The organism is Streptomyces sp. NPDC055815, from assembly GCF_053616475.1.
On sequence record NZ_JBSHDU010000033.1, the window covers coordinates 1 to 21,550 of the forward strand.

General features: G+C 71.5%; 20 protein-coding genes and 1 pseudogene. 6 read left to right on the top strand and 15 right to left on the bottom strand.

Annotated features, from left to right (window positions below):
- The 8 genes and pseudogenes from ACWGN5_RS21450 to ACWGN5_RS21485 form a co-directional block, all read right to left on the bottom strand.
- A pseudogene (locus ACWGN5_RS21450) lies at window positions 1-298 on the bottom strand (potassium-transporting ATPase subunit B); the annotation flags it as partial.
- The gene (gene kdpA, locus ACWGN5_RS21455) at window positions 295-1,959 is read right to left on the bottom strand and encodes a potassium-transporting ATPase subunit KdpA (protein ID WP_453517452.1); all 1,665 of its coding nucleotides are present in this window, start codon (window positions 1,957-1,959) and stop codon (window positions 295-297) included. The gene kdpA and the pseudogene ACWGN5_RS21450, both read right to left, overlap by 4 nt.
- 8 nt (window positions 1,960-1,967) lie before the next feature.
- Entirely contained in the window at window positions 1,968-2,057 is a 90-nt protein-coding gene (gene kdpF, locus ACWGN5_RS21460; RefSeq protein ID WP_453517455.1) for a K(+)-transporting ATPase subunit F, read from the bottom strand.
- Window positions 2,054-2,209 carry a hypothetical protein gene (locus ACWGN5_RS21465; protein WP_453517457.1) on the bottom strand — a complete coding sequence of 52 codons (156 nt, stop codon included), beginning with the start codon at window positions 2,207-2,209 and terminating at the stop codon, window positions 2,054-2,056. The genes kdpF (ACWGN5_RS21460) and ACWGN5_RS21465 overlap by 4 nt, the downstream gene beginning before the upstream one ends.
- Window positions 2,210-2,299: 90 nt before the next feature.
- Complete coding sequence (locus tag ACWGN5_RS21470) at window positions 2,300-4,195, bottom strand: NAD-binding protein (protein ID WP_453517460.1); 1,896 nt, start codon at window positions 4,193-4,195, stop codon at window positions 2,300-2,302.
- 127 nt (window positions 4,196-4,322) lie between these two features.
- Window positions 4,323-6,728: an ATP-binding protein gene (locus ACWGN5_RS21475; protein ID WP_453517462.1), complete on the bottom strand. Its 2,406-nt coding sequence runs from the start codon at window positions 6,726-6,728 to the stop codon at window positions 4,323-4,325.
- Between the two features lie 98 nt (window positions 6,729-6,826).
- Window positions 6,827-6,916 (bottom strand): K(+)-transporting ATPase subunit F, encoded by a 90-nt coding sequence (gene kdpF / locus ACWGN5_RS21480; protein WP_453517465.1) that lies wholly within the window; start codon window positions 6,914-6,916, stop codon window positions 6,827-6,829.
- 262 nt (window positions 6,917-7,178) lie between these two features.
- Window positions 7,179-8,549 carry a hypothetical protein gene (locus ACWGN5_RS21485; RefSeq protein WP_453517468.1) on the bottom strand — a complete coding sequence of 457 codons (1,371 nt, stop codon included), beginning with the start codon at window positions 8,547-8,549 and terminating at the stop codon, window positions 7,179-7,181.
- A gap of 681 nt (window positions 8,550-9,230) precedes the next feature.
- Here ACWGN5_RS21485 and kdpB point away from each other — a divergent pair.
- From kdpB to ACWGN5_RS21510, 5 genes are all read left to right on the top strand, one after another.
- Window positions 9,231-11,402: a potassium-transporting ATPase subunit KdpB gene (gene kdpB / locus ACWGN5_RS21490; protein ID WP_453517471.1), complete on the top strand. Its 2,172-nt coding sequence runs from the start codon at window positions 9,231-9,233 to the stop codon at window positions 11,400-11,402.
- A gap of 255 nt (window positions 11,403-11,657) precedes the next feature.
- Window positions 11,658-12,464 (top strand): SDR family NAD(P)-dependent oxidoreductase, encoded by an 807-nt coding sequence (locus ACWGN5_RS21495; protein WP_453517474.1) that lies wholly within the window; start codon window positions 11,658-11,660, stop codon window positions 12,462-12,464.
- 17 nt (window positions 12,465-12,481) lie between these two features.
- Entirely contained in the window at window positions 12,482-12,559 is a 78-nt protein-coding gene (locus ACWGN5_RS21500) for a 50S ribosomal protein bL37 (protein ID WP_371637667.1), read from the top strand.
- Between the two features lie 64 nt (window positions 12,560-12,623).
- Complete coding sequence (locus ACWGN5_RS21505) at window positions 12,624-13,403, top strand: GNAT family N-acetyltransferase (protein ID WP_453517477.1); 780 nt, start codon at window positions 12,624-12,626, stop codon at window positions 13,401-13,403.
- Window positions 13,404-13,456: 53 nt separating this feature from the next.
- Complete coding sequence (locus ACWGN5_RS21510; protein ID WP_453517479.1) at window positions 13,457-13,990, top strand: hypothetical protein; 534 nt, start codon at window positions 13,457-13,459, stop codon at window positions 13,988-13,990.
- On the opposite strand, the gene ACWGN5_RS21515 is transcribed toward ACWGN5_RS21510, so the two are convergent.
- The gene (locus ACWGN5_RS21515; protein WP_453517482.1) at window positions 13,968-14,723 is read right to left on the bottom strand and encodes a DUF4118 domain-containing protein; all 756 of its coding nucleotides are present in this window, start codon (window positions 14,721-14,723) and stop codon (window positions 13,968-13,970) included. The two genes, ACWGN5_RS21510 and ACWGN5_RS21515, sit on opposite strands and share 23 nt — an antisense overlap.
- A 159-nt stretch (window positions 14,724-14,882) precedes the next feature.
- The gene (locus ACWGN5_RS21520) at window positions 14,883-16,721 is read right to left on the bottom strand and encodes an APC family permease (RefSeq protein WP_453517485.1); all 1,839 of its coding nucleotides are present in this window, start codon (window positions 16,719-16,721) and stop codon (window positions 14,883-14,885) included.
- A gap of 383 nt (window positions 16,722-17,104) precedes the next feature.
- Here ACWGN5_RS21520 and ACWGN5_RS21525 point away from each other — a divergent pair, with 383 nt between their 5' ends.
- Entirely contained in the window at window positions 17,105-19,060 is a 1,956-nt protein-coding gene (locus tag ACWGN5_RS21525; protein WP_453517486.1) for an amino acid transporter, read from the top strand.
- 114 nt (window positions 19,061-19,174) lie between these two features.
- Here the strand turns inward: ACWGN5_RS21525 and ACWGN5_RS21530 are convergent, their stop codons facing one another.
- From ACWGN5_RS21530 to ACWGN5_RS21550, 5 genes are all read right to left on the bottom strand, one after another.
- Window positions 19,175-19,543 carry an SAV_915 family protein gene (locus ACWGN5_RS21530; protein WP_453517488.1) on the bottom strand — a complete coding sequence of 123 codons (369 nt, stop codon included), beginning with the start codon at window positions 19,541-19,543 and terminating at the stop codon, window positions 19,175-19,177.
- Between the two features lie 208 nt (window positions 19,544-19,751).
- A complete protein-coding gene (locus tag ACWGN5_RS21535; protein ID WP_453517490.1) occupies window positions 19,752-20,087 on the bottom strand; it encodes a YnfA family protein in 336 nt (111 codons plus the stop codon).
- A 37-nt stretch (window positions 20,088-20,124) separates the two neighbouring features.
- On the bottom strand, window positions 20,125-20,322 hold the full coding sequence (locus tag ACWGN5_RS21540; protein WP_453517493.1) for a MerR family DNA-binding transcriptional regulator: 198 nt from the start codon (window positions 20,320-20,322) through the stop codon (window positions 20,125-20,127).
- The gene (locus ACWGN5_RS21545; RefSeq protein ID WP_453517495.1) at window positions 20,319-20,675 is read right to left on the bottom strand and encodes a hypothetical protein; all 357 of its coding nucleotides are present in this window, start codon (window positions 20,673-20,675) and stop codon (window positions 20,319-20,321) included. Before ACWGN5_RS21545 ends, ACWGN5_RS21540 begins: the two co-directional genes overlap by 4 nt.
- Window positions 20,676-20,789: 114 nt before the next feature.
- On the bottom strand, window positions 20,790-21,524 hold the full coding sequence (locus ACWGN5_RS21550; RefSeq protein WP_453517497.1) for a MerR family transcriptional regulator: 735 nt from the start codon (window positions 21,522-21,524) through the stop codon (window positions 20,790-20,792).
- Window positions 21,525-21,550 lie beyond the last annotated feature (26 nt).

Consider the following 21,550-nt stretch of genomic DNA (forward strand, 5'->3'; position numbering starts at 1 on the left):
GCCACAGCCAGGCGGTGATCGCCCAGCCGAACCAGTCCCCCGGGTTCTTCACCGCCAGCACGGTCGTGACGACCGAGCCGACGAGCACCACGAACATCACCGGCGACTTGACCATCACGCGCGGGTCGAGCTTGCGCAGAGCATCGGGGAAAGACTTGATGAGCTGCTTGGGGTCGAAGAGTCCCCCGCCGATCCTCCCCGGGGCGTGGTGCCCCCCGGACAGGTCGCCGTGGGGCGCCTTGGGGGCAGTCGTCGTGGTGGACATGTCGTCCTCGTGCTTCTTCAGGTCGTTGGTCATGCCGCGAGCCCTTCGGCGAGCGGTCCCAGAGCGAGGGCCGGGAAGTAGGTGAGACCGGTGATGATCACGATCGTGCCGACGAGAAGACCGGTGAACAGCGGCTTCTCGGTGCGCAGGGTGCCCGCGGTCTCCGGTACGGGCGTCTGCTCCGCCAGCGACCCGGCGAGCGCGAGGACGAACACCATCGGCAGGAAGCGGCCGAGCAGCATCGCGATGCCGATGGTCGAGTTGAACCACTGGGTGTCGGCGTTCAGACCCGCGAAGGCGGAACCGTTGTTGTTCGCACCGGACGTGTACGCGTAGAGGATCTCGGAGAAGCCGTGCGCGCCGGAGTTGGTCATCGAGTGCGACGGGGTGTCCAGGACGAACGAGGCCGCCGTGAAGCACAGCACCAGGGCCGGGGTGATCAGGATGTACAGCGCGGCGAACTTGATCTCGCGGGTGCCGATCTTCTTGCCCAGGTACTCGGGCGTGCGGCCGACCATCAGTCCGGCGATGAACACCGCGATGATCGCCATGATCAGCATGCCGTACAGGCCGGAGCCGACACCGCCGGGCGCGATCTCGCCGAGCTGCATGCCCAGCATCGTGATCCCGCCGCCGAAACCGGTGTACGAGGAGTGGAAGGAGTTCACCGCACCGGTCGACGTCAGCGTCGTGGCCACCGCGAAGATCGACGAGCCGCCGATCCCGAACCGGGTCTCCTTGCCCTCCATCGCCCCGCCGGCCAGGTCGAAGGCCGGGCCGTTGTGCGCGAACTCGGTCCACATCATCAGCGCGGTGAAGCCGACCCAGATGGCCGCCATCGTGCCGAGGATCGCGTACCCCTGCTTGATCGAGCCGACCATCCGGCCGAAGGTCCGCGTCAGCGCGAACGGGATGACGAGGATCAGGTAGATCTCGAACAGGTTCGACAGCCCGTTGGGGTTCTCGAAGGGGTGGGCCGAGTTGGCGTTGAAGTAGCCGCCGCCGTTCGTGCCCAGCTCCTTGATGACCTCCTGCGAGGCCACCGCCCCGCCGTTCCACTGCTGCGAGCCGCCCGCGAACTGCCCGACCTCGTGGATGCCGGAGAAGTTCTGGATCGCACCGCAGGCCACCAGCACCAGTGCGCCGATCACCGAGATCGGCAGCAGGATCCGGACGGTGCCCCGCACCAGGTCGGCCCAGAAGTTGCCCAGCTCACCGGTACGGGACCGGGCGAGGCCACGCACCAGGGCCACCGCCACCGCGATGCCCACCGCCGCCGACACGAAGTTCTGCACCGCCAGGCCGCCGGTCTGCACGACGTGGCCCATGGCCTGCTCGCCGTAGTACGACTGCCAGTTGGTGTTCGCCACGAACGAGGCGGCCGTGTTGAACGCCTGGTCCGGATCGATCGACACGAAGCCCAGCGAGCCGGGCAGCGAGCCCTGCACCCGCTGCAGCAGGTACAAGAAGAGGACGCTCACGGCGGAGAAGGCCAGCACGCCGCGCAGGTACGCCGGCCAGCGCATCTCGACGTTCGGGTTCGCACCGATCGCCTTGTAGATCCACTTCTCGGGCCGGTAGTGCTTCTCCGAGGAGTAGACCTTGGCCATGTAGTCACCGAGCGGCCGGTAGGAGAGACCGAGAGCGACGACGAGGGCGAGGAGCTGGAGGGTTCCAGCCAGAACGGGACTCATATCCGTACTCAGAACCTCTCCGGCTTGACGAGGGCGAGGACGAGATAGGCCAGCAGGCCGGCGGCGACCACCAGACCGACGATGTTCTCGGCAGTCACAGCTTGGCCACCCCCTTGGCGATGAAGGCCACCAGCGCGAAGACCGCGATCGTGGTGACGACGAAGGCCACGTCGGCCATCGTGAGCTCCCGGATGAAGGAAGAAGGAAGAACGGATTCTCGGACGAGATGAGGAAATCGCCCTTCGGCCACGGATCGGCTCTCGTTAACGGCCCTCTTACGCCCCGCAGCGCCGTCTTGACGCCTCTCGTACGGCTCCCTGGCTCCCGACGCGGAACCAGGTCACTCCCCCGCCCGTTCGCGTCTGCGCCCCGGCGGGTGCGGTTGGACCCCGGACATGAGGACGTCCAGGCCCTGCCGGCTCGTCGCCAGGACGACGCGGTCACCCGCGCGCAGCACGCGGCCGTGCACCGGACGCCAGTCGAAACCGGTAGGTCGTTCCGGGCGGAAGCCCGCCAGGGTGTCCCCGGCGGCCATCGGCGGCAGGCCCCCCGCTCCTACCGCGAGGACCCGCCATTCGTTCTCCCGGAACGCCTCGTGGACCGAGCGCCCCTCCAGCTCCGGGTGGCCCGCCACGTCGACGACGGTGAAGAGCAGCGAGCCTCGCTCGACCGGCATCACGCCCAGGACGTGCCGCCCCATCATCGCGGCGGCGAACGCGGGCGCGGCGAGGGCGGATACGCTGCGGCTGCGGGTGAGGGCGTCGGGGTACGAGGCACGCATGGTCGCGGAGACGGTGGCGGCGAAGTCGTCGTCGTACAGGCGCATGACCACGCGGATCGCCGGGTTGGCCTCCCGCGCCGCCATCGCGATGTCCAGGTTCTCCCCGTCACCGTGTGTGACGACGAGCAGGGATTTGCTGTGCCGGATCCTGGCCTGTTCGAGGACTCCGGGCGCGGTCGCGTCCTCAAGGAGGAGGGGAACGCCCAGCTCCCGGGCATAGGCGACGCCGCGCGCCGCCGGGTCGCGCTCGATGACGACGACCTTGTGGTCGGTGGTGCGCAGGCGGGCGAGGACGCGGGTGCCGATCTTCCCGAGGCCGACGAGGACGATGTGGTCGGCCATCTCCGGGGCGGGTGGCTGGTTCGCCGAGCCGGTGCGGAAGGCCTCGGTGGCGTTCATGGTCGCGGCGACCACCAGCGGCAGGATGGCGAGCCCGACGAAGCCTGCGATGAGCTGGAGCATCCGCCGTGCGGCGGTCTCGTCGTCGCCGGTGGCGGGATCACCCATGGTGAAGATGTCCAGGAGCGGCAGATAGACGGCTCGCCACAGCGGGCCGTCCTCCGCCAGCCAGGTGGCGACGGAGAGGACGACGACGATCGCGGCGAGTACGCCGAAGACGGCGAGGACCTCCCGGGCGAGGAACACCTTCCAGGGAAGATGCGAGAGGCGTCCGCGCAGCCACGTGCCGCTGCCGCTCCGGTCGTCCGGGGCCCTCGGCGCATGGTGGTGGGTGACCTCTTCGAGCATGAGGCGGCCGTGGGTGAACTGACGGCGGTCCGCGGTCCGGGTGTCGGGCAGCAGCTGGGTGCCCCCGCTGCCCGTGGTCTCGGCGCTGTCCTCGCTTGCCGGGTCGTCCTCGTGCGCGCCGGACAGGATGGCGAGCGTGGCGAGGTCCGCGGCGTGCGGCGAGGTTCCGGCGGCCCGCACGACGCCGCGGAACACCTTCCCCTCGACCTGGAGGGTGTGGCCCTCGCCGACGGCGGCTGCGGCGACCAGTTCGGGGACGGCCGTGTCGCTGTCGGAGAGGACGGTGGTCGAGGCGTCCGACTCCCCCTGTACCCCCGCCGCCCGGTCCAGAAGCCGTTCCAGGTGCCGGCCCCGCTCGCGGTGGTACATGCGGATGACGAGGCGTATGGAGGGATTGAGACCGCGGGCCAGGAGCGCGGCCGTCATGTTCACCTGGTCGTCGGCGTAGGTGAGGGCGAGCGCTGCGGCGCGCTCGACGCCCGCGGCCCGGAGTGTCCGCTCGTCGGGGGCGGGGGCCACGATCAGTTCGATCGGGGAGCGCGGGTCTCTGTGCAGGGCGGCGATGTCGGCGCCGTGCTGGTCGCGTCGTGAGGGGAGGACGACGGTGACCGCCTCGCCGCAGACGGCGTCGAGTTCGACGGCGAGGCGGTGGGCGAGACCGTCGTCCCCACAGATCACCATGTGCTGGGAGCGCTGCCCAAGTGGCATACGGAGATGGAGCGTTGACGTCACATCCGGCAACCCTGCCGAACGCAGCCCGTCACGTCCTCCTTCGTACGAGGGTTCGGCGTCAAGGTCGCGTCAGGATCGCCGGGAAGCCTCCTTCACGGCCTTCTCACGCCGCGCACGGCAGCGAGACGACCATGGTCAGGCCGCCGCCCGGGGTGTCCTCCGGGGTCAGGGTGCCGGACATGGCCTCGGTGAGGCCGCGGGCGAGGGCGAGGCCGAGGCCGACGCCCGTGGTGTTGTCGGTGTCGCCCAGGCGCTGGAACGGCTCGAAGACCCGCTCCCGGTCGCCGGGCGGGAGCCCGGGGCCGCGGTCGACGACCCTCAGCTCCACCCGGCCGGCGAGTGCGCTCACGGTGAGCAGGACGGGGTGGGCCGGTGGTGCGTGACGGCTGGCGTTTCCGACGAGGTTGGCGATCACCCGTTCGAGCAGGGGCGGGTCGGCGAAGACCGGTGGGGCCTGCTCGAAGCCGTGCAGGACGGGTCGGGGCGCGTCGGAGGGCAGGGTGTCGAGGGCGGCCGGCAGGACCTCTTCCAGGGCTGTGGGGCGGAGCGAGAGCTTCAGGGCGCCTGCCTGGAGGCGGCTCATGTCGAGCAGGTTGTCGATGAGCCGGGCCAGTCGGGCCATGGACTCGTCGGCGGTGGCGAGCAGTTCCTCGCGCTCGTCCGGGGTGAACTCGACGTCGGTGCTGCGCAGGGAGGCGACGGCCGCCCATCCGGCGGCGAGCGGGGTGCGCAGGTCGTGGCTGACGGCGGCGAGGAGCGCCGTGCGCATCCGGTCGGCGGCCCGTACGGGCTCCACCTCGGCCGCGGCCTCGGCGAGCCGGGCGTGTTCGGCGGCCGCGGTGACGTGGGCGGCGAAGGCGGCCAGGACGCGGCGGTCGGAGGACGGCAGGGTCCGGCCGCGCAGGACGAGGAAGTGGCCGTCACCGACCGCGACTTGGCTGACGCCGGGGTCGCCGGCGTGCGCGGCGGTGAGGTGTGCGGCGGGCACGAGTTCGGCGGATTCGGCGCCGAAGATCTCCCGCGTACGGGCGAGGAGTTCCGGCACGGTGTGGTCACCCCGTACGACCGAGCCGGCGAGCGAGGACAGGGTCTCGGCCTCGGCGGTGGCCCGGGCCGCCCGTCTGGACAGGCGGAGGGAACGGTCGACGGCTCCGGCGATGACGGCGGCGACCAGGACGAACACCGCGAGGGCCAGCATGTTGTCCGCGTCGGCGAAGGTGAAGGCGCCCACGGGTGGGATGAACCAGTAGTTGAGCAGGAGCGACGCGGTGACGGCGGCGACGAGCGCCGAGACGACCCCGCCGATACAGGCCACGCCGACCACGGTGGCGAGGAAGAGCAGGGCCTCGCTGGTCAGGTTGAACACGCCTCGTGTGTGGTCGAGGAGCAGGGTGAGCAGGACCGGCAGGACGAGCCCCGCGAGCGGCCCGGCGATCCGGCGCGAGACCGGCAGCGTGGGGCGGCGGGTGGGAAGCAGTCGGCCGTGGCCCGCCCGTTCATGGGTGACGGTGTGGACGTCGATGTCCCCGGAGAGCGCGACGGTCGTCTCGCCGATGCCCCGGCCCGTCAGGAAGCGTTCGAGACGGCCGCGGCGGCTGGTGCCGAGCACCAGTTGGGTGGCGTTCTCGGCGCGGGCGAACTCCACCAGGGCCGTGGGCACCTCGTCCCCGACAACCGTGTGATACGTCCCGCCGAGGCTCTCGGCGAGCCGTCTCTGACGGCCGAGGGCCGCGGAGGAGGTGCCGGCCGCCAGGCCGTCGCTGCGGACGACGTGCACGGCGAGGAGCCTGCCCTGCGCCGTCCGGGCGGCGATGCGGCTCGCGCGCCGGATCAGGGTGTCGCCCTCGGGCCCGCCGGTGAGGGCCACGACGATCCGTTCGCGTATCTCCCAGACGCCGCCGATGCCACGCTCGGAACGGTACGTGCGCAGGGCCTCGTCGACCCGGTCGGCCACCCACAGGAGGGCCAGCTCGCGCAGCGCGATGAGGTTGCCCGTACGGAAGTAGCTGGCGAGGGCCGCGTCGACGTCCTCAGGGGGGTGGATGTTGCCGTGGGCCATCCGGCGCCGCAGCTCCTGCGGGTCCATGTCCACGAGCTCGATCTGATCGGCCCCGCGGACCACCCCGTCGGGCACCGTCTCGCCCTGTGGCACCCCGGTGATCTTCTCGACGACGTCGCTCAGCGACTCCAGGTGCTGGACGTTGACCGTGGTCGCGACGTCGATGCCGGCGGCGAGCAGTTCCGCGACGTCCTGCCAGCGGTGCGCGTTGCGGTGCCCCGGCGGATTGGTGTGGGCGAGGTCGTCGACGAGGATCAGGGCGGGTCCGCGCCGCAGGGCCCGGTCGAGGTCGAACTCGGGACGGACGCGGTCGTCGTGGACGGCGCGTGCGGGCTCCAGGTGCTCCAGGCCGGCGAGCATCGCCTCGGTGTGCGGGCGGCGGCGGCAGTCGGCGACGCCGACGACCACGTCGGCGCCGCGCGCGGCTCTGCGCCGGCCCTCGTCCAGCATGCGGTAGGTCTTGCCGACCCCTGCGGCGGCACCGACGAAGACCTTGAGCCTCCCCGGACGGGCTTCCGGGTCGACGGGCCCCGACGGCGCGGGCAGGTTCAGAACTTCTCCGGGCGGATCAGTGCGGCCACGAGATAGCCGACGATGCTGAAGGCGACGATCAGGCCGACCACGTTCTCCACGCTCATGAGCGCGTCACTCCCTGGTGAGTTCCTGCGGGTGTCTTCTGGTGAGGAAACCCCGTGCGCGGCGCGCGTACGAGCACTTTGACGGGTCCCTTGCGGGGTGCCGCCGCACGCTGACGGCGTCTTGGCGGTTCCTTGGCGCGGAGCCGCTCGTTCGGGGGATTCGGTCGGCGGAACTCGGCGGGACGCGGACGCAGGCCCAGCGGCGGTCGGCGGAACTCGGCGGGACGCGGACGCAAGCCCATAGCCGCTGAAGCTGCGGCGGTCAGCGGAACTCGGCGAGCCGCGGACGCAGCCCCAGGGCGGCCAGGGCCGCGGCCGCGAGCAGGCCTCCGACCGCCCAGGGCAGGCGCCCGGTGAGGGCGTTCCTGCCGTCGTCGGCGGCCGCGTCGAAGGCCCGGCTGTTGACGGCCGTGACCTCGTCGAGGGCCTTCATCCATGCGCCGAAGTGGGCGTTGGACCTGCCCGGCTCCCAGCTGATGCAGAAGGCGACGGCCTCCTTCTCCCTGCCCGCGGCGACGAGGGACCGGATGGTGCGGTCGTCCCGCTGGTACACCGCGTACGCCTCGACGGTGCGTTCGGCGGCGGCCCGCTCCCCGGGGAAGGTGATGTTGTCGAGTTCGCGCCGGAACTCGCCGGTGAACCGCTTGTCCTCGTGGTCCGTCCGGTACGCCTTCCAGGTGTCGGCCAGCCGTGACGCGTACGAGGGGAGGTCGGCGCCCGTCATGCCGTACAGGCTCTGCGACTTGGCGAGGAAGTCCGCCTCGTGGGCGGCGCGGTGGTCCCGGTCGAGGAGGTAGCGGCTCTCGTCGGCGTTGGCGTCGTAGGCGACGGCCCGGGCGCGGGAGAGCGCGACGACGGAGTCGAAGGCGTCGTGGCGGGCGACCCTCAGGTCCTCGGAGGTGGTGGTGAGCGCCTGGGAGCCGAGGACGACGGCGAGGAGTGCGCAGGCGGTGGCGGCGAGCAGGCCGGGGTTGAGCATGCGGTGGAAGCGGCGCGCGAGGTACCACTGGAGCAGGACCAGTACCGCGAGGAGGGTCGCTCCCAGGGCGGTGAGCAGGGCCCCTTGTGTGCCGAGATCGGACCGTTCGGCCTCGTAGGCGTCCTCGAACTGGCGGTTGGTGCTGTCGACGAGGTCGCGGGCCTCGGGCAGGAGCCGCTGGGTGAGCAGGTCGTTGGCCGTGCGGTAGTTCTCGACGGCGTCCGGTCTGCCGCCGGTGCGGGTGTCGCTCTCCAGGGCGCGTCCGATGAACTCCTGGTACCGGGCGAAGTCGGCGGTGACGCGCTCGACGGTGTGCTCGGCGTCGGCGTCGCCGTCCGCGGCCACGCCGAGGGTCCGCAGATCGCGGCTGACGGCCTCGCGCGCCGCGTCGTACAGCTGGATGGCCTTGTCGTACGGGACGGTCATCCGGCCCTGGCCCGCGTCGCCGTTCGCGAGGAGGGAGTTGACGGCCTGGGCGTCCATGTCGTTGAGGGCGAGGTTGAGGCCGGTCGCGCTGACGGTGCGCGGGGCGTGGTGGCCGGTGACGGCGCTCCAGGTGTCCGAGGCGGCGAATCCGGCCGTGGTCATCAGCGCGGCGCAGGCTGCGGTGAGCAGCAGCATCGCCGCACCCAGCAGCCGCAGGCGGGCGGGCACGGTGCTCCAGGCGCCGCGCCGTGCCGTGAGGAGGCGGTGGGCCAGGCGCCGGACGATGCCGCCGGCGGACGGGCCGTCCGGTCCGCGACCCCCTCGTGGTCGCGGACCGGGCCGGCCCACCCCTCGTACAGCCGCCCTGGGTGTGGTGGTGACGCTCCGGGCCGTCGTTTCCGGACCGTGCGTGCTACCTGCAGTGGTAACCACGCTTCCCTCCCACCTTCACACCTCGGACGGTTGTCCGATCCCCCGTGGTGAGGAGTCTGTGGCTCGTTTCGGCCACGGTCCGGCGGCGTTGACGCGGCCCTGACGCCCTTGCGTTCCGATTTGACGGGACCTTGACGGCCGGGGCCAACGTCCGTCAGGGGGCCGTCAATTCGGGCGTTCCGATGATGCTCGCGCCGCGCCGGGGGCCTAGTTTTCTTCTCGGTCGCTCACCGGGCCGCGGACGTCAGTGGCCTGATCGTCCCCGGACCGCGGGGGCACGGCACCCCCTCCCATCCGGCTGCCGTGCCCCCGCACCACGAGCGTCGCTGTCCGTCCGCAGCCGTCCTGTGGGCGCCGGGGATCACGCCTGCCGGGACTCCCTGTGCGCCCACGGGACGCGGACGAGGACGGCCCTGCCGTGCTCTCCCGGCCGGCGCCGATCGGGCGGGGCCGGGCTCATCCAGAAGGTCTTCCGCGATGCATTCCCGCGCGCCCCACCGGGCGCCCTCCGCTCCCCCGACGCCGTCCGCCCCGCAGGCGCCGCCCCGCTTCCCGGCCCCCGCGCCGAAGCGACGGCGCGCCGAACGGAGCGAGCTGCTCGACCCCGTACAGCTCGTGAAGTGCTTCCCGGAGGCGGTGCGCAAGATGCACCCACGGGCCCTGGTGCGCAATCCGGTGCTGTTCGTCGTCGGGGTCGGATCGGTCCTCACGACGCTGTCGGCGGTCTTCAACCCGTCCGTGTTCACCTGGGTGATCAGCGTCTGGCTGTGGCTGACGGTGATCTTCGCCAACCTCGCCGAGGCCGTGGCGGAAGGCCGGGGCAAGGCGCAGGCCGAGTCACTGCGCAGGGCGCGGACGGACACGGTGGCGCTGCGGCTGAGGCACTGGCGCTACGGCACGGACCTCGACCGGGCCGAGACCGAGGCCGTGGCCGCCACCGACCTCCGGCTGTTCGACTTCGTGCTCGTCGAGGCGGGCGAACTGATCCCGGCGGACGGCGACGTCGTCGACGGGGTCGCGGCGGTCGACGAGTCCGCCGTCACCGGCGAGTCCGCCCCGGTCATCCGTGAGTCCGGCGGCGACCGGACGGGAGTGACCGGCGGTACGACGGTGCTGTCGGACCGGATCGTCGTACGGGTCACCTCCCGCCCCGGTCACTCCTTCATGGACCGGATGATCGCCCTGATCGAGGGCGCCTCCCGGCAGAAGACGCCGAACGAGATCGCGCTGAACATCCTGCTCGGCGCGCTCACCGTCGTCTTCGTCCTGGTCGTCGTCGCGATCCAGCCCATGGCCACCTATGCCGGCGCCGCTCCCTCCACCACCGTCCTCGTCGCCCTGCTCGTGACCCTGATCCCGACGACCATCGGCGCTCTGCTCTCCGCGATCGGCATCGCCGGCATGGACCGGCTCGTGCAGCGCAACGTCCTCGCGATGTCGGGACGCGCCGTCGAAGCCGCGGGCGACATCAACACCCTCCTCCTCGACAAGACCGGCACCATCACCCTCGGCAACCGGGAGGCGGCCGACTTCGTCCCGCTGCCGGGGATCGAGGAGGCCCAGCTCGCGAACGCCGCGCAGCTGGCCTCGCTCGCCGACGAGACGCCCGAGGGCCGGTCCGTGGTGGTGCTGGCGAAGGAGCGGTACGGGCTGCGGGCCCCGGCCGAGGGCGAGCTCGCGAACGCCCGGTTCGTGGAGTTCAGCGCCCAGACCCGGATGAGCGGCATCGACCTGCGCTGGGACAACGGGGCCGTCTGCCACCTCCGCAAGGGCGCGACGGCCCAGGTCATCGCCTGGGTCGAGATGTACGGCGGGCGGGTGCCCGGCGAGGCACGGGCGTGGAGCGACCAGATCGCGGCCGGCGGCGGAACTCCGCTCCTCGTCGCCGTCAACGACTGGGACGGCCCTCGTGTCCTCGGCATCGTCCACCTCAAGGACGTCGTCAAGGACGGCATCAGGGAACGGTTCGCGGAACTGCGCCGCATGGGCATCCGTACGGTCATGATCACCGGCGACAACCCGCTGACCGCGCGCGCCATCGCGCACGAGGCCGGGGTCGACGACTACCTCGCCGAAGCCACCCCCGAGGACAAGCTCGCCCTCATCAGGAAGGAACAGGAGGGCGGGAAGCTCGTCGCGATGACCGGCGACGGCACCAACGACGCGCCCGCGCTCGCGCAGGCCGACGTCGGCGTGGCGATGAACACGGGCACGTCCGCCGCGAAGGAGGCCGGCAACATGGTCGACCTCGACTCCAACCCGACCAAGCTCATCGAGATCGTCGAGATCGGCAAGCAACTCCTCATCACCCGAGGCGCGTTGACGACCTTCTCGATCACGAACGACGTCGCGAAGTACTTCGCCATCATCCCGGCCATGTTCACGGGCGCCTATCCGGGCCTGGAAGCCCTGAACATCATGGGGCTCCACAGCCCCACCTCGGCCATCACCTCGGCCATCATCTTCAACGCCCTGATCATCGTGGCCCTGATCCCCCTGGCCCTGCGCGGCGTCCGCTACCGGCCCGCCTCCGCGCACGACCTGCTGCGCCGCAATCTCCTGGTGTACGGCCTCGGCGGACTCGTGCTGCCCTTCCTCGGCATCAAGGCCATCGACCTGCTCGTCTCCGCCGTTCCCGGCCTGGGATGAACCTTCGTCAGGGGGACGTAAGGGAAATACCGTTCTCCTTGTCCGGGGCCTCCGGCGGCGGTTCGATGGACATCATGAACAGCGCGTGGCTCCTGCTCGACCGGCCGCCTCATCAGGCGTCGCCGTGTCGCGCGCCCCGCTGTCCGGAGCCGTCCGCCTCCCGCTGACGACCGCTCCGCAGCCTCGGGGCGCCGTGACCGTACCGGTCCGGCGCCCCTTTCTCGTACCACCACCTCACCTACCCCTGGACGAACCATGTCTTCCTCCCTGTCCGGACGCACCGTTCTCGTCACCGGAGCCACCTCCGGCATCGGCTACCAGACCGCGCGGCTGCTCGCCGAGCGCGGCGCCACGGTGCTCGTCCACGGCCGCACCGCCGAAGAGGCCCACGCCGCCACCGACCGGCTCGTGACCCTCGCCGACGTCGACGGGTCCCGGCTCTGCCCGCTCGGCGCGGACTTCACCCGCCTGGAGGAGGTCGAGCACCTCGCGCACCGGGTCCTGGCCGAGCACCCGCGCCTCGACGTCCTCGTCAACAACGCCGGCATGGCCGCGCCCGAGCGGCACACCGTGACGGCCGACGGCAACGAGATCGCCTTCCAGGTCAACTTCCTCGCCCACTACCTGCTCACGCACCTCCTGGAGCCCGCGCTCACCGGCGGCACCGGCGGCCGCGTCGTGAACGTCTCGTCCTCCCTGCACCGCACCGGCTCCATCCAGTGGAACGACCCCAACCGGGTGCGCCGCTACTCGCGCCTCGCCGCCTACGCCCAGTCCCAGCTGGCCCTGACCGTCTTCGCCGCGGACCCGCGCGTCACCGCCGTCTCCGTCCACCCCGGCATCTGCACCACCAGCCTCCTTCCCCTCTACGCCCACGAGGGCGTGGCGCCGGCCGAGGGCGCGGCCCATGTCGTACGGCTCTGCGACCCGGCCGTGGAGATCGTCAACGGCGCCTACTACGACCGCGACCAGCGCGTCGCCCCGGCGCCCGCCGCCTCCGAGGCCCGCACCGTCAAGCGCCTCACCAAGCTCGCCGACCTCCTCGTCGGCCAGAACTCCTGAAAGGACCCGGACCGCTCATGTCCAAGCGCGCCCGCAAGAAGAAAGACCGCCGCAAGAAGAAGGCGAACCACGGCCGCAGGGCCGGCGCCCGCTGAACCCGGGGGCGGCCCGCGCCGGGCCGCCCCCTCTTCCGCTTCCTTCCCGCACCAGGAGGTGCCCGTGATCCCGCACGCGTCCCACCAGCCGCCGGCGCCCGCCCGTGTGTTCCTCTCCGGCGCACCCGGCACCGGAGCCCTCGCCGAGCACGTCCTCACCACCGGCCACGGCCAATGGTGGACCGACCGCGTCAGGGAGCCCCGCGTCGTGGCGGTGACCTGCGGCGGACACGCCCTCCTGGCCGGCGACCCCAGCGCCGTCACTCCGGACGAACTGGCCCCGCTCGCCGGGCACTACGTCGAGACGCCGGGCCGTTTCGTCCCCGTGCTCGGTGCCGCCTTCGAGCAGCTCGTCCCGTGGGAGCGGATGCTCTACGTCCACCGCGTGCCGGCCGTGGCGCCCCGCGCGCCCCGTGGCGTGACCGTGCGCAGAATCGCCCCCGACGACACCCCGGCGCTCAGGGCGCTCGACCCGGCCATGACCTGGATCCACGAGAGCTGGGCAGGGCCCGCCGCCCTCGCCGCCTCGGGCCTCGGCTGGATCGCCCTGCGCAAGGACAGGGTCCTGGCGGTGGCCTGCTCCCGCTTCCTCGGCAGCCGGTACGAGGACGTCGCCTGCGCCACCGCGCCCGGCGAACGCCGTCAGCACCTGGCCCTGGCCTGTGTCGCCGGCCTGACCGCCGACATCGCGGCCCGTGGCCACCGCGCCAGCTGGAGCTGCTCCCGCGACAACCGCCCGAGCCGCCTCCTCGCCTGGACCGCCGGCTTCCGGCTGACCCACGAGTACGTCCACCACGTGGCCGGACCCGTCAGCCATGCGTCAAGGTTGAGCAAGGCCGCGTAGGAACCGCGTCAGGACGGACCGGCGGCGTGACGCAGCGGTTCTAGCGTCGCTGCATGGAGCCACGATTCGTCCCGCAGCCAGAGCCCTACGGCCGCACGGTCCAGGACAGCGCGTGGGCCGGTGAGGCCCGCGCCGCCGTCGGCTGCGCCGGCCTCCTGCTGGCCGTGTCGCTGACGGTGGACGCCTGCGACGGCGGTCTGCACCTGCCTGCGGCGCTGCTGTGGATCGCCCTGGCCGTCGTCCTCCTCGTGGTCCTGCTGCCCGCCAGGGTCGGCGCGGCACCGGGCCGGCTCACCGTCCGGACCCTGTGGACCCGGACGACCGTACGCACGGACAGCCTGGCGACCCTCAGCTGGCCGGACGGAATCGAGCGGCGTCTGGTACTGACCGACACGGACGGCGGCCGGGCCCGGCTCGACGTACGCGTCCTCCTCGCCAACCCGGCCCTGTGGCTCCTCCTCGAAGCCGACGCACGGGCCTCCCACGAGAACGGCACCCTTCACGGCGTACGGGACCTCGACCGGCTCGCGCGCCACGTCGAACGGGACACGGCCCACTCGGTCTTCACGATCTCCGGCCTGCGCTGACCCCGTCCTCGTCGAGCGCGGCAGCGGCCTGAGCGGCCAGGTCGACGGCGACGAGGCGTGCCTCCAGCGGCGGGGGTACGGAGCCGGGTGCGGGGGTCATCAGGAAGCGGCCCTGGTAGCGACCGTGCGCGATGACCCGCAGCTCGATCTCGCCGTCCGGCCAGCCCTGCCGCTCCAGGTCCCAGATCCAGCCGTCCACCTTCACCGTCCCGTCCGCGTCGAGCCGTGGCGGACGGCCGAGGAGCGTGCCGTACTCGAAACGGCACCCCCGTAGTTCGAGGACCTCGATGAGCTCCTGCCTCACCCGTTGGACGATGTCGTCGGACGACGTGGTGGAGCGGGCCAGCCTGGTCGTGCCGTGCAGTCTCTCCAGGTGCGTCGCGTCCGTCACCGCGACGCGCCGCATCGTCCGTCCGCGCGCGGCCAGTTGGGACACGATCAGGCCGACGACCAGGAGCAGGACGGCGGTCTCGATGTCGGCGCGGTCCCGGATGTGGAAGCTCTGGTACGGCTCGGTGTGGAAGAAGTCGAACCACGCGGCGGCGGACAGGGCGGCGAGGGCGCCGGCGAACCGGTTGCCGAAGGCCGACACGGCGACGACCACGACGACGAGCAGCAGCGCGAGATTGGTGTGCGTGACGGAGGTGCGCAGCGGCAGCAGCACGAGGGCCGCGGCGAACGGCGCCAGGGCTCCGGCGGCGACGGCGGTCGTGTCCCGCACCGGAAGCTTCATGACCCACCTCGCAGGATCCGGCCCTCCCCTGTCTTCCCCCGACACATCAAGCCTCCGCCCGGTGCGGCGTGGAGGGCACCGGGCGGAGGGGACTTTGACGGATCCCTGACGACGGATCCCTGACGACGGATCTCCGACGAGGGATCCGTCACGCCGCGGTCAGCAGCGGAAGCGGAGCCGGCAGACGACGGCGTTCGTGTCGCGGCGGACGGCGTGGGCGACGACCGCGCCCCGCTGGTTCTGCAGGGCGCGCTGCCAGAGCCGTTCGGGTTCGGCCTCCGGGATGAGGACCGTGACCCGGGTGCCGGGTTCGCTCGCCGCGAGGCCGCGTACGTAGGCGGTGATGGGCCGGCCGAGGGAGCGGCGCTCGGAGGGGAGCCGTACGAGAGGAACGCCGGGGTTCCACAGGGCCCAGTCCCGTTCCAGGGCCTCGGTGGCCGCCAGGTCCTCGGCGTCCGAGTGGCAGACGGTGAGGGCGCGGACCTCGTCGCCGAGGGAGACGGCGGCGGTCAGGGCCTCGCTGGTGACGCGGGTCAGGGAGGAGACCGGGACGAGGACGAGGGAACGCTCGCGGTGCGGGGCCTCCGGGATCCGGCCGATGCCGAGACGCTCGCCGATCCTTCCGTACGCGCGATGGACGGTCTCGAAAGCGAGGACGAGGACCGGCAGGGCGATGACGATCAGCCAGGCGCCGTCGTGGAACTTGGTGGCGGTGACCACCACCGCCGACACGCCGGTGAGGACCGCGCCGAAACCGTTGAGCAGGGCCTTCGCCGCCCACTTGGGTCCCCGTTCCCGGCGCCAGTGCAGGACCATGCCGGTCTGGGCGATGGTGAAGCCGATGAAGACGCCGATCGCGAAGAGCGGGACGAGGGTGTTGGTGTCACCGCCGGAGAACACCAGGAGCGCCGCCGACACCACGGCCAGCCACACCACACCGTGCCGGTGCACCTGCCGGTCGGCCTTGAGGCCGAAGACGTGCGGCAGGTAGTTGTCGCGGGCGAGCAGCTTCAGCAGGACGGGCAGACCGCCGAAGGAGGTGTTCGCGGAGAGCGCGAGCAGCACCATGGTGGCGAACTGGACGACGTAGAAGGCCCAGTTGTGGCCGAGGGAGGCGTCGGCCAGCTGGGCGAGGACGGTGACGCCCTCGACCGGCTGGAGGCCGAAGCGGGAGATCAGTACGGACAGGCCGATCAGCATCACACCGAGCAGCGCGCCGAGCGCGACCTCGGCGCGCATGGCCCGCCGGGCGGCGGGGGCGCGGAACGACGGCACCGCGTTCGCTATCGCCTCCACACCGGTGAGCGCCGAGCAGCCGGAGGCGAACGCTTTCAGCAGGAGCAGGGCGCCGACGGTGGTGGCGTTGTCGGCGAGGACGGAGGCGTGACCGTCCGAGGCGGCCGTGGAGACCGGCGCGTCACGGAACAGGCCGACGACGATCACCACCAGGATCGCCCCGATGAAGACGGCGGTCGGAAGGATGAAGGCGCGCGCCGAGTCGACGATCCCGCGCAGGTTCACGGCTGTGATCAGGACGAGGACCGCCAGGCAGATCCACAGGCGGTCCCCGTACAGCTCGGGGAACGCCGACGTGAGGGCGGCGACGCCGGCCGTCACGGCCACGGCCACGTTCAGGACGTAGTCCAGGACGAGCGAGCCGGCCGCCACGAGGCTGGTGCGGCGGCCCAGGTGCGTCTTGGCCACCGCGTACGATCCGCCCCCGTCCGGGAAGGCGGCGATGACCTGCCGGTACGAGGCCACGAGCACGGCCAGCAGAAGCGCGATGGCCAGCGTGACCGGGAGGGTGAAACCGAGGCCGTACCCGCCGGCCGCAGCGAGAACGAGGACGATCGCCTCGGGCCCGTACGCCACGGAGGCCATCGCGTCGAGCGACAGCGCGGCAAGGCCGGTGACAGCGGTCAGCTTGTGCCGGGCAGCGGTGTCCGGGGGCTCCTCGGTGACGGGCGCGGCCCCGTTCTCGGTGGTCAGAGCGGACATGCGAGTGATCTCCTTCGTACTCAGGTCCGCTCAGGGTGTCCCCCGCCAGGCGTCGTTCCCGCACTTCCTGGCGCGTTCTTTGCGCCGGGTGCCGCTCTCTTCACACGTCTTTGACACGAGGGCCCAGGAACCGCCGATCGTCTTTGACACCAGGGCCCAGGAACCGCCGATCGTCGAGCATCCGAGGGGGACCCATCGGGCCACAGTCGTGCCACGGACCGGCACCGTCGGTCGGAGAGCGCCGGAAACGAGCCCGTCCGGCGCATCTTGACGCTTTCCTGACGCGCCCGCGCCGATCAGTCGTTGACGCGTTGCTTACGCTGGCCCGGCCGTCCACACGTATGGACGAATACCCCTCATCCAGCCCAGCTCAGGAGAACCCCATGGCCACCACACCGGACGCGCGCCTCACCCGATTGCGGGCGTGGATGCTGGAGGGCCTCTCCGACATGGGGAAGGGCAAGCCCTCCCGGCCCAAGGAACCGTCGGCGGACGGCGACCACAAGGGCCAGCCCTGGTGGCGGGTCATGTGCCTGACCGGTGTCGACTACTTCTCCACCCTCGGCTACCAGCCCGGCATCGCCGCCCTGGCCGCCGGGCTCCTCTCCCCCGTGGCCACGATCGTCCTGGTGATCGTCACCCTGGCCGGCGCGCTGCCCGTCTACCGGCGGGTGGCGGAGGAGAGCCCGCGCGGCGAGGGTTCGATCGCGATGCTGGCGCGCCTGCTTTCCTTCTGGAAGGGCAAGCTCTTCGTCCTCACCCTGCTGGGCTTCGCCGCGACCGACTTCCTCATCACCATCACCCTGTCGGCCGCCGACGCCTCCACCCACCTCGTCGAGAACCCGCATCTCGAATCGGCCCTGCACGACAAGCAGGTTCTGATCACCATGATCCTCATCGCGCTGCTCGGCGCGGTGTTCCTCAAGGGCTTCCTGGAGGCCATCGGCGTCGCGGTCTTCCTCGTCGGCGTCTATCTCGCCCTCAACGTGGTCGTCGTGGTCAACGGCCTGTGGCACGTGATCACCGAGGGCCATGTCGTCACCGACTGGACCGCCGCCCTGACCGCCGAACACGGAAACGTCTTCGCCATGATCGGCGTCGCCCTGCTCGTCTTCCCCAAGCTCGCCCTCGGCCTGTCCGGCTTCGAGACCGGCGTCGCCGTCATGCCCCACGTCCAGGGCGACCCGGGCGACACCGAGGAGAAGCCCGCCGGCCGCATCCGGGACACGAAGAAACTGCTGACCACGGCCGCGCTCATCATGAGCGTCTTCCTGATCTGCACCAGCTTCATCACCACCGTCCTCATCCCGGAGAAGGAATTCGAGTCCGGCGGCCAGGCCAACGGCCGCGCGCTCGCCTACCTCGCCCACGAATACATCGGCAACACCTTCGGCACCATCTACGACATCTCCACCATCGCCATCCTCTGGTTCGCCGGCGCCTCCGCCATGGCGGGCCTGCTCAACCTGATGCCGCGCTACCTGCCCAAGTACAGCATGGCACCCCACTGGGCCCGCGCCGTACGCCCCATGGTCATCGTCTTCACCCTGGTCGCGTTCCTGGTCACCTGGATCTTCGACGCCGACGTCGACGCCCAGGGCGGCGCCTACGCCACCGGCGTCCTCGTCCTGATCTGCTCGGCCGCCATCGCCGTGACCATCGCCGCCCGCAAGGCCGGCCAGCGCGGCTGGACCATCGGCTTCGGCGCCATCTCCGCCGTCTTCCTCTACACCACCGTCGTCAACGTCATCGAACGCCCCGACGGCGTGAAGATCGGCGCCTGCTTCATCGCCGGCATCATCCTCATCTCGCTCCTCTCCCGGCTCGGCCGCGCCTTCGAGCTCCGCGTCACCCACATCGAGCTCGACGAGATGGCGGAACGATTCATCCAGGACATCTCACGCCGCACCCCCCGCTTCATCGCCAACGAACCGGGCGCCCGTGACTCCGACGAGTACCGGGCGAAGAAGGACCAGATCCGCGCCGACAACGAGATCCCCGGAACGGAGGACTTCGTCTTCGTCGAGGTCACCGTCACGGACCCCTCCGAGTTCGAGGCCGGTCTGACGGTCAAGGGCGAGGTCCTCCACGACCGTTTCCGGGTCCTCACCGTGGAGAGCTCCTCCGTACCCAACGCCCTCGCGGCCCTCCTCCTCCACGCCCGCGACCTCACCGGCGTCCGCCCGCACATCTACTTCGAGTGGACCGAGGGCAACCCCTTCGCCAACTTCTTCCGCTTCTTCCTGCTCGGCCGTGGCGAGGTCGCCCCCACCACCCGCGAGATCCTCCGCGAGGCCGAGTCCAACCGCGAACGCCGCCCGCGGGTCCACGTCGGCTGACACCCGAGGCGACGCGAGAGCCCACGGAACCGGCGGTCACCGGGTGGTGTGCCACGACCGCGCCCCGCCGGTTCCGTCGTCGCGGATCCGGCGGGGCGCGGTGCGCAGCACGGGTCAGGTGGTCCGGGCCGCCGGTCCGATGTCGCGGACGGGCCGCCCCTTCCGCGTTGCCTGGACGGCGAGCGGCGGGCCGGTGACCGCGGGAGCGGTGAGCGTCGGGTCGACGGTCAGGAGGTCGATGCCGAGCGGCTCGGCCAGCGAGCGCAGAACCGGCTCCGAGAGCCTGATCCAGGGCTGCTCCGCGCCGAGTGTGGCGGTCAGCCCCTCCACGGTGGTGAACCCCACGGCGGTACGGCTGCCCAGCGGTGTCCGGAAGGCGCGGAGCGCCACCGCTTGTGTCCCCGGCCGGACCGGGACGTACAGGGGCCCGGCCGGGTCGGGTTCCTCGGGCTCGGGATCGTCGTCGTACTGGTAGAGGCACATGCGGTGCTCCTTGAGGAACCTCGGTCGGACAGGTACGTGCCGGACCCGTGAGCGCGATCCGGCACGACATCGAAGCTATGCCCGCGACCCACCGCTTCCTGGTGGCCCCTGACGGGATCCTGACGACCGCCGGTCGTCTTCATGCGCGTCCCTGACGGACCCGGACGTGCCACGTGGCCGCACACGGGGTTGACGCGCCGCTGCCCGGTCAGTGGCTGCGCGGTGCGTACATGATCACGGCCATGCCGGCCAGGCAGACCAGGGCGCCGATGACGTCGTAGCGATCGGGGCGGTAGCCGTCGGCGACCATGGCCCAGGCGATCGAACCGGCGACGAAGATTCCGCCGTAGGCGGCCAGGATGCGCCCGAAGTTGTCGTCGGACTGGAGGGTGGCCACGACGCCGTACAGGCCGAGCGCGATGACGCCGGCGCCGATCCAGATCCATCCCTTGTGTTCGCGGATGCCCTGCCAGACCAACCACGCGCCGCCGATCTCGAAGAGGGCGGCGACGACGAACAGGGCGACGGAACGGGTGACGGTCATGACGCCCGACACTACCGGCGACCCCTTCCCGTGATCGTCAGCAGGTCGGGGGCACCACGCAGGCCGGCGCGGGCAGGCCCCGGGCACCTGCGCGACATGCCCATCCGTAGACGCGGTGGCCGCCGTTGCTGCGTTCCGGCGCGGCCAGCAGGCCCCGCCGCTCGTAGTACCGCAACGTCTGGACGTTCACCCCCGCCGCAGCGGCGACCTGGCCGCTGCGCAGGCCCGTGCTCACCGCTGTTCCCCCGCAGCACCTGTGCGTGCGACGAGGGCGTCCAGGACGGCCTTGTGCGCCGGGTCCACAGAGATGTCCAGCCGGATCACGTCCGCGCCAGGAGTCGTGGTGAAGGCGAAGAAGGCGCAGCAGCCGCTCTCGCGCTCCACCAGGTCTCGGACCCGGTCCTCGACGCCGTCTCCACCTGCCAGGTCGAGCCGCAGGTGGAGCGGCTCCGGCCGGGACAGGGAGGTCAGGCGCTCGGCCCACAGCGCATCCCACTCGGCGACCCTGAGGGGCCGCTCCTCGGTGGGCAGCGTGCAGGACCGCGGTACCCACTCCGGATCGCTCATCGCGCTCACTCCCGTCGGCACGTCCCCACGGTGGGGAACACCTCCGACGGTAAACCTGTACCCGGGTACAGGTTGCAAGGCGATCCGCCCTCGGATCAGCAGGGTGTGATCCCCCAGGAAGGACCCGCCCGGCGGTCAGTCGCCCGCCGCCTGTCCGCGGATCAGTCGATCGAGTCGCGCCCAGGCCGGGGACGACGCGTTGACCGAGGACTGGATGAGAGCGGGGATGGCGGAGTCCCCGGTCAGTCCGGGCGGCTCCTCGGAGCCGTAGCGTTCCCTGGCCGCGGTGACGATGCGGTGGGCGAGGTCGTCGATGCGTGGATCGGCGGGGTCGAGGTCGTGCGTGTGGTCGTAGTCGTGGAAGAGCTGCCGTAGCGCCGGGTCGGCCAGGGACGCGGCCTGGTCGTGGAAGAGGGCGGGCGCGTGGTCCGGGTGCGTGGCGTAGACGAGGATCCACAGATCGCGTTGGAGGTCCACCCAGCGCGAGGTGAACCCCCAGTCCGTCAGCTGCTCCAGATGTGCGGCGACCTCGGCGGGAACCGGTGCCGGCTGCCCGGCGGAGAGCCGTCGCAGGCGACGTTGTGTCTCCCGCAGGTCACGGATGCGGGCGGTGAGCTCGCGGTCGATCCCCCGCAGCGCCTGCTGGAACTCCTCCTCGGTCGCTGATCTCAGGTCTCGGATGCGGGCGAGGGGGACGCCCGCCCGGGCGAGCGTCCGGATCTTGATGAGGTCGACGACGTCGCCGGCGCCATAGCGCCGGTAGCCGGACGAGTCCCGGTCGGGCTCGGGGAGGAGTCCCTTGTCGTGGTAGACGCGGATGGTCTTGACCGACACTCCGACGTAGTCGGCGAGCTGCCCGATGGTGATCACCCGGCCATCGTCCCACTTGACCTTTC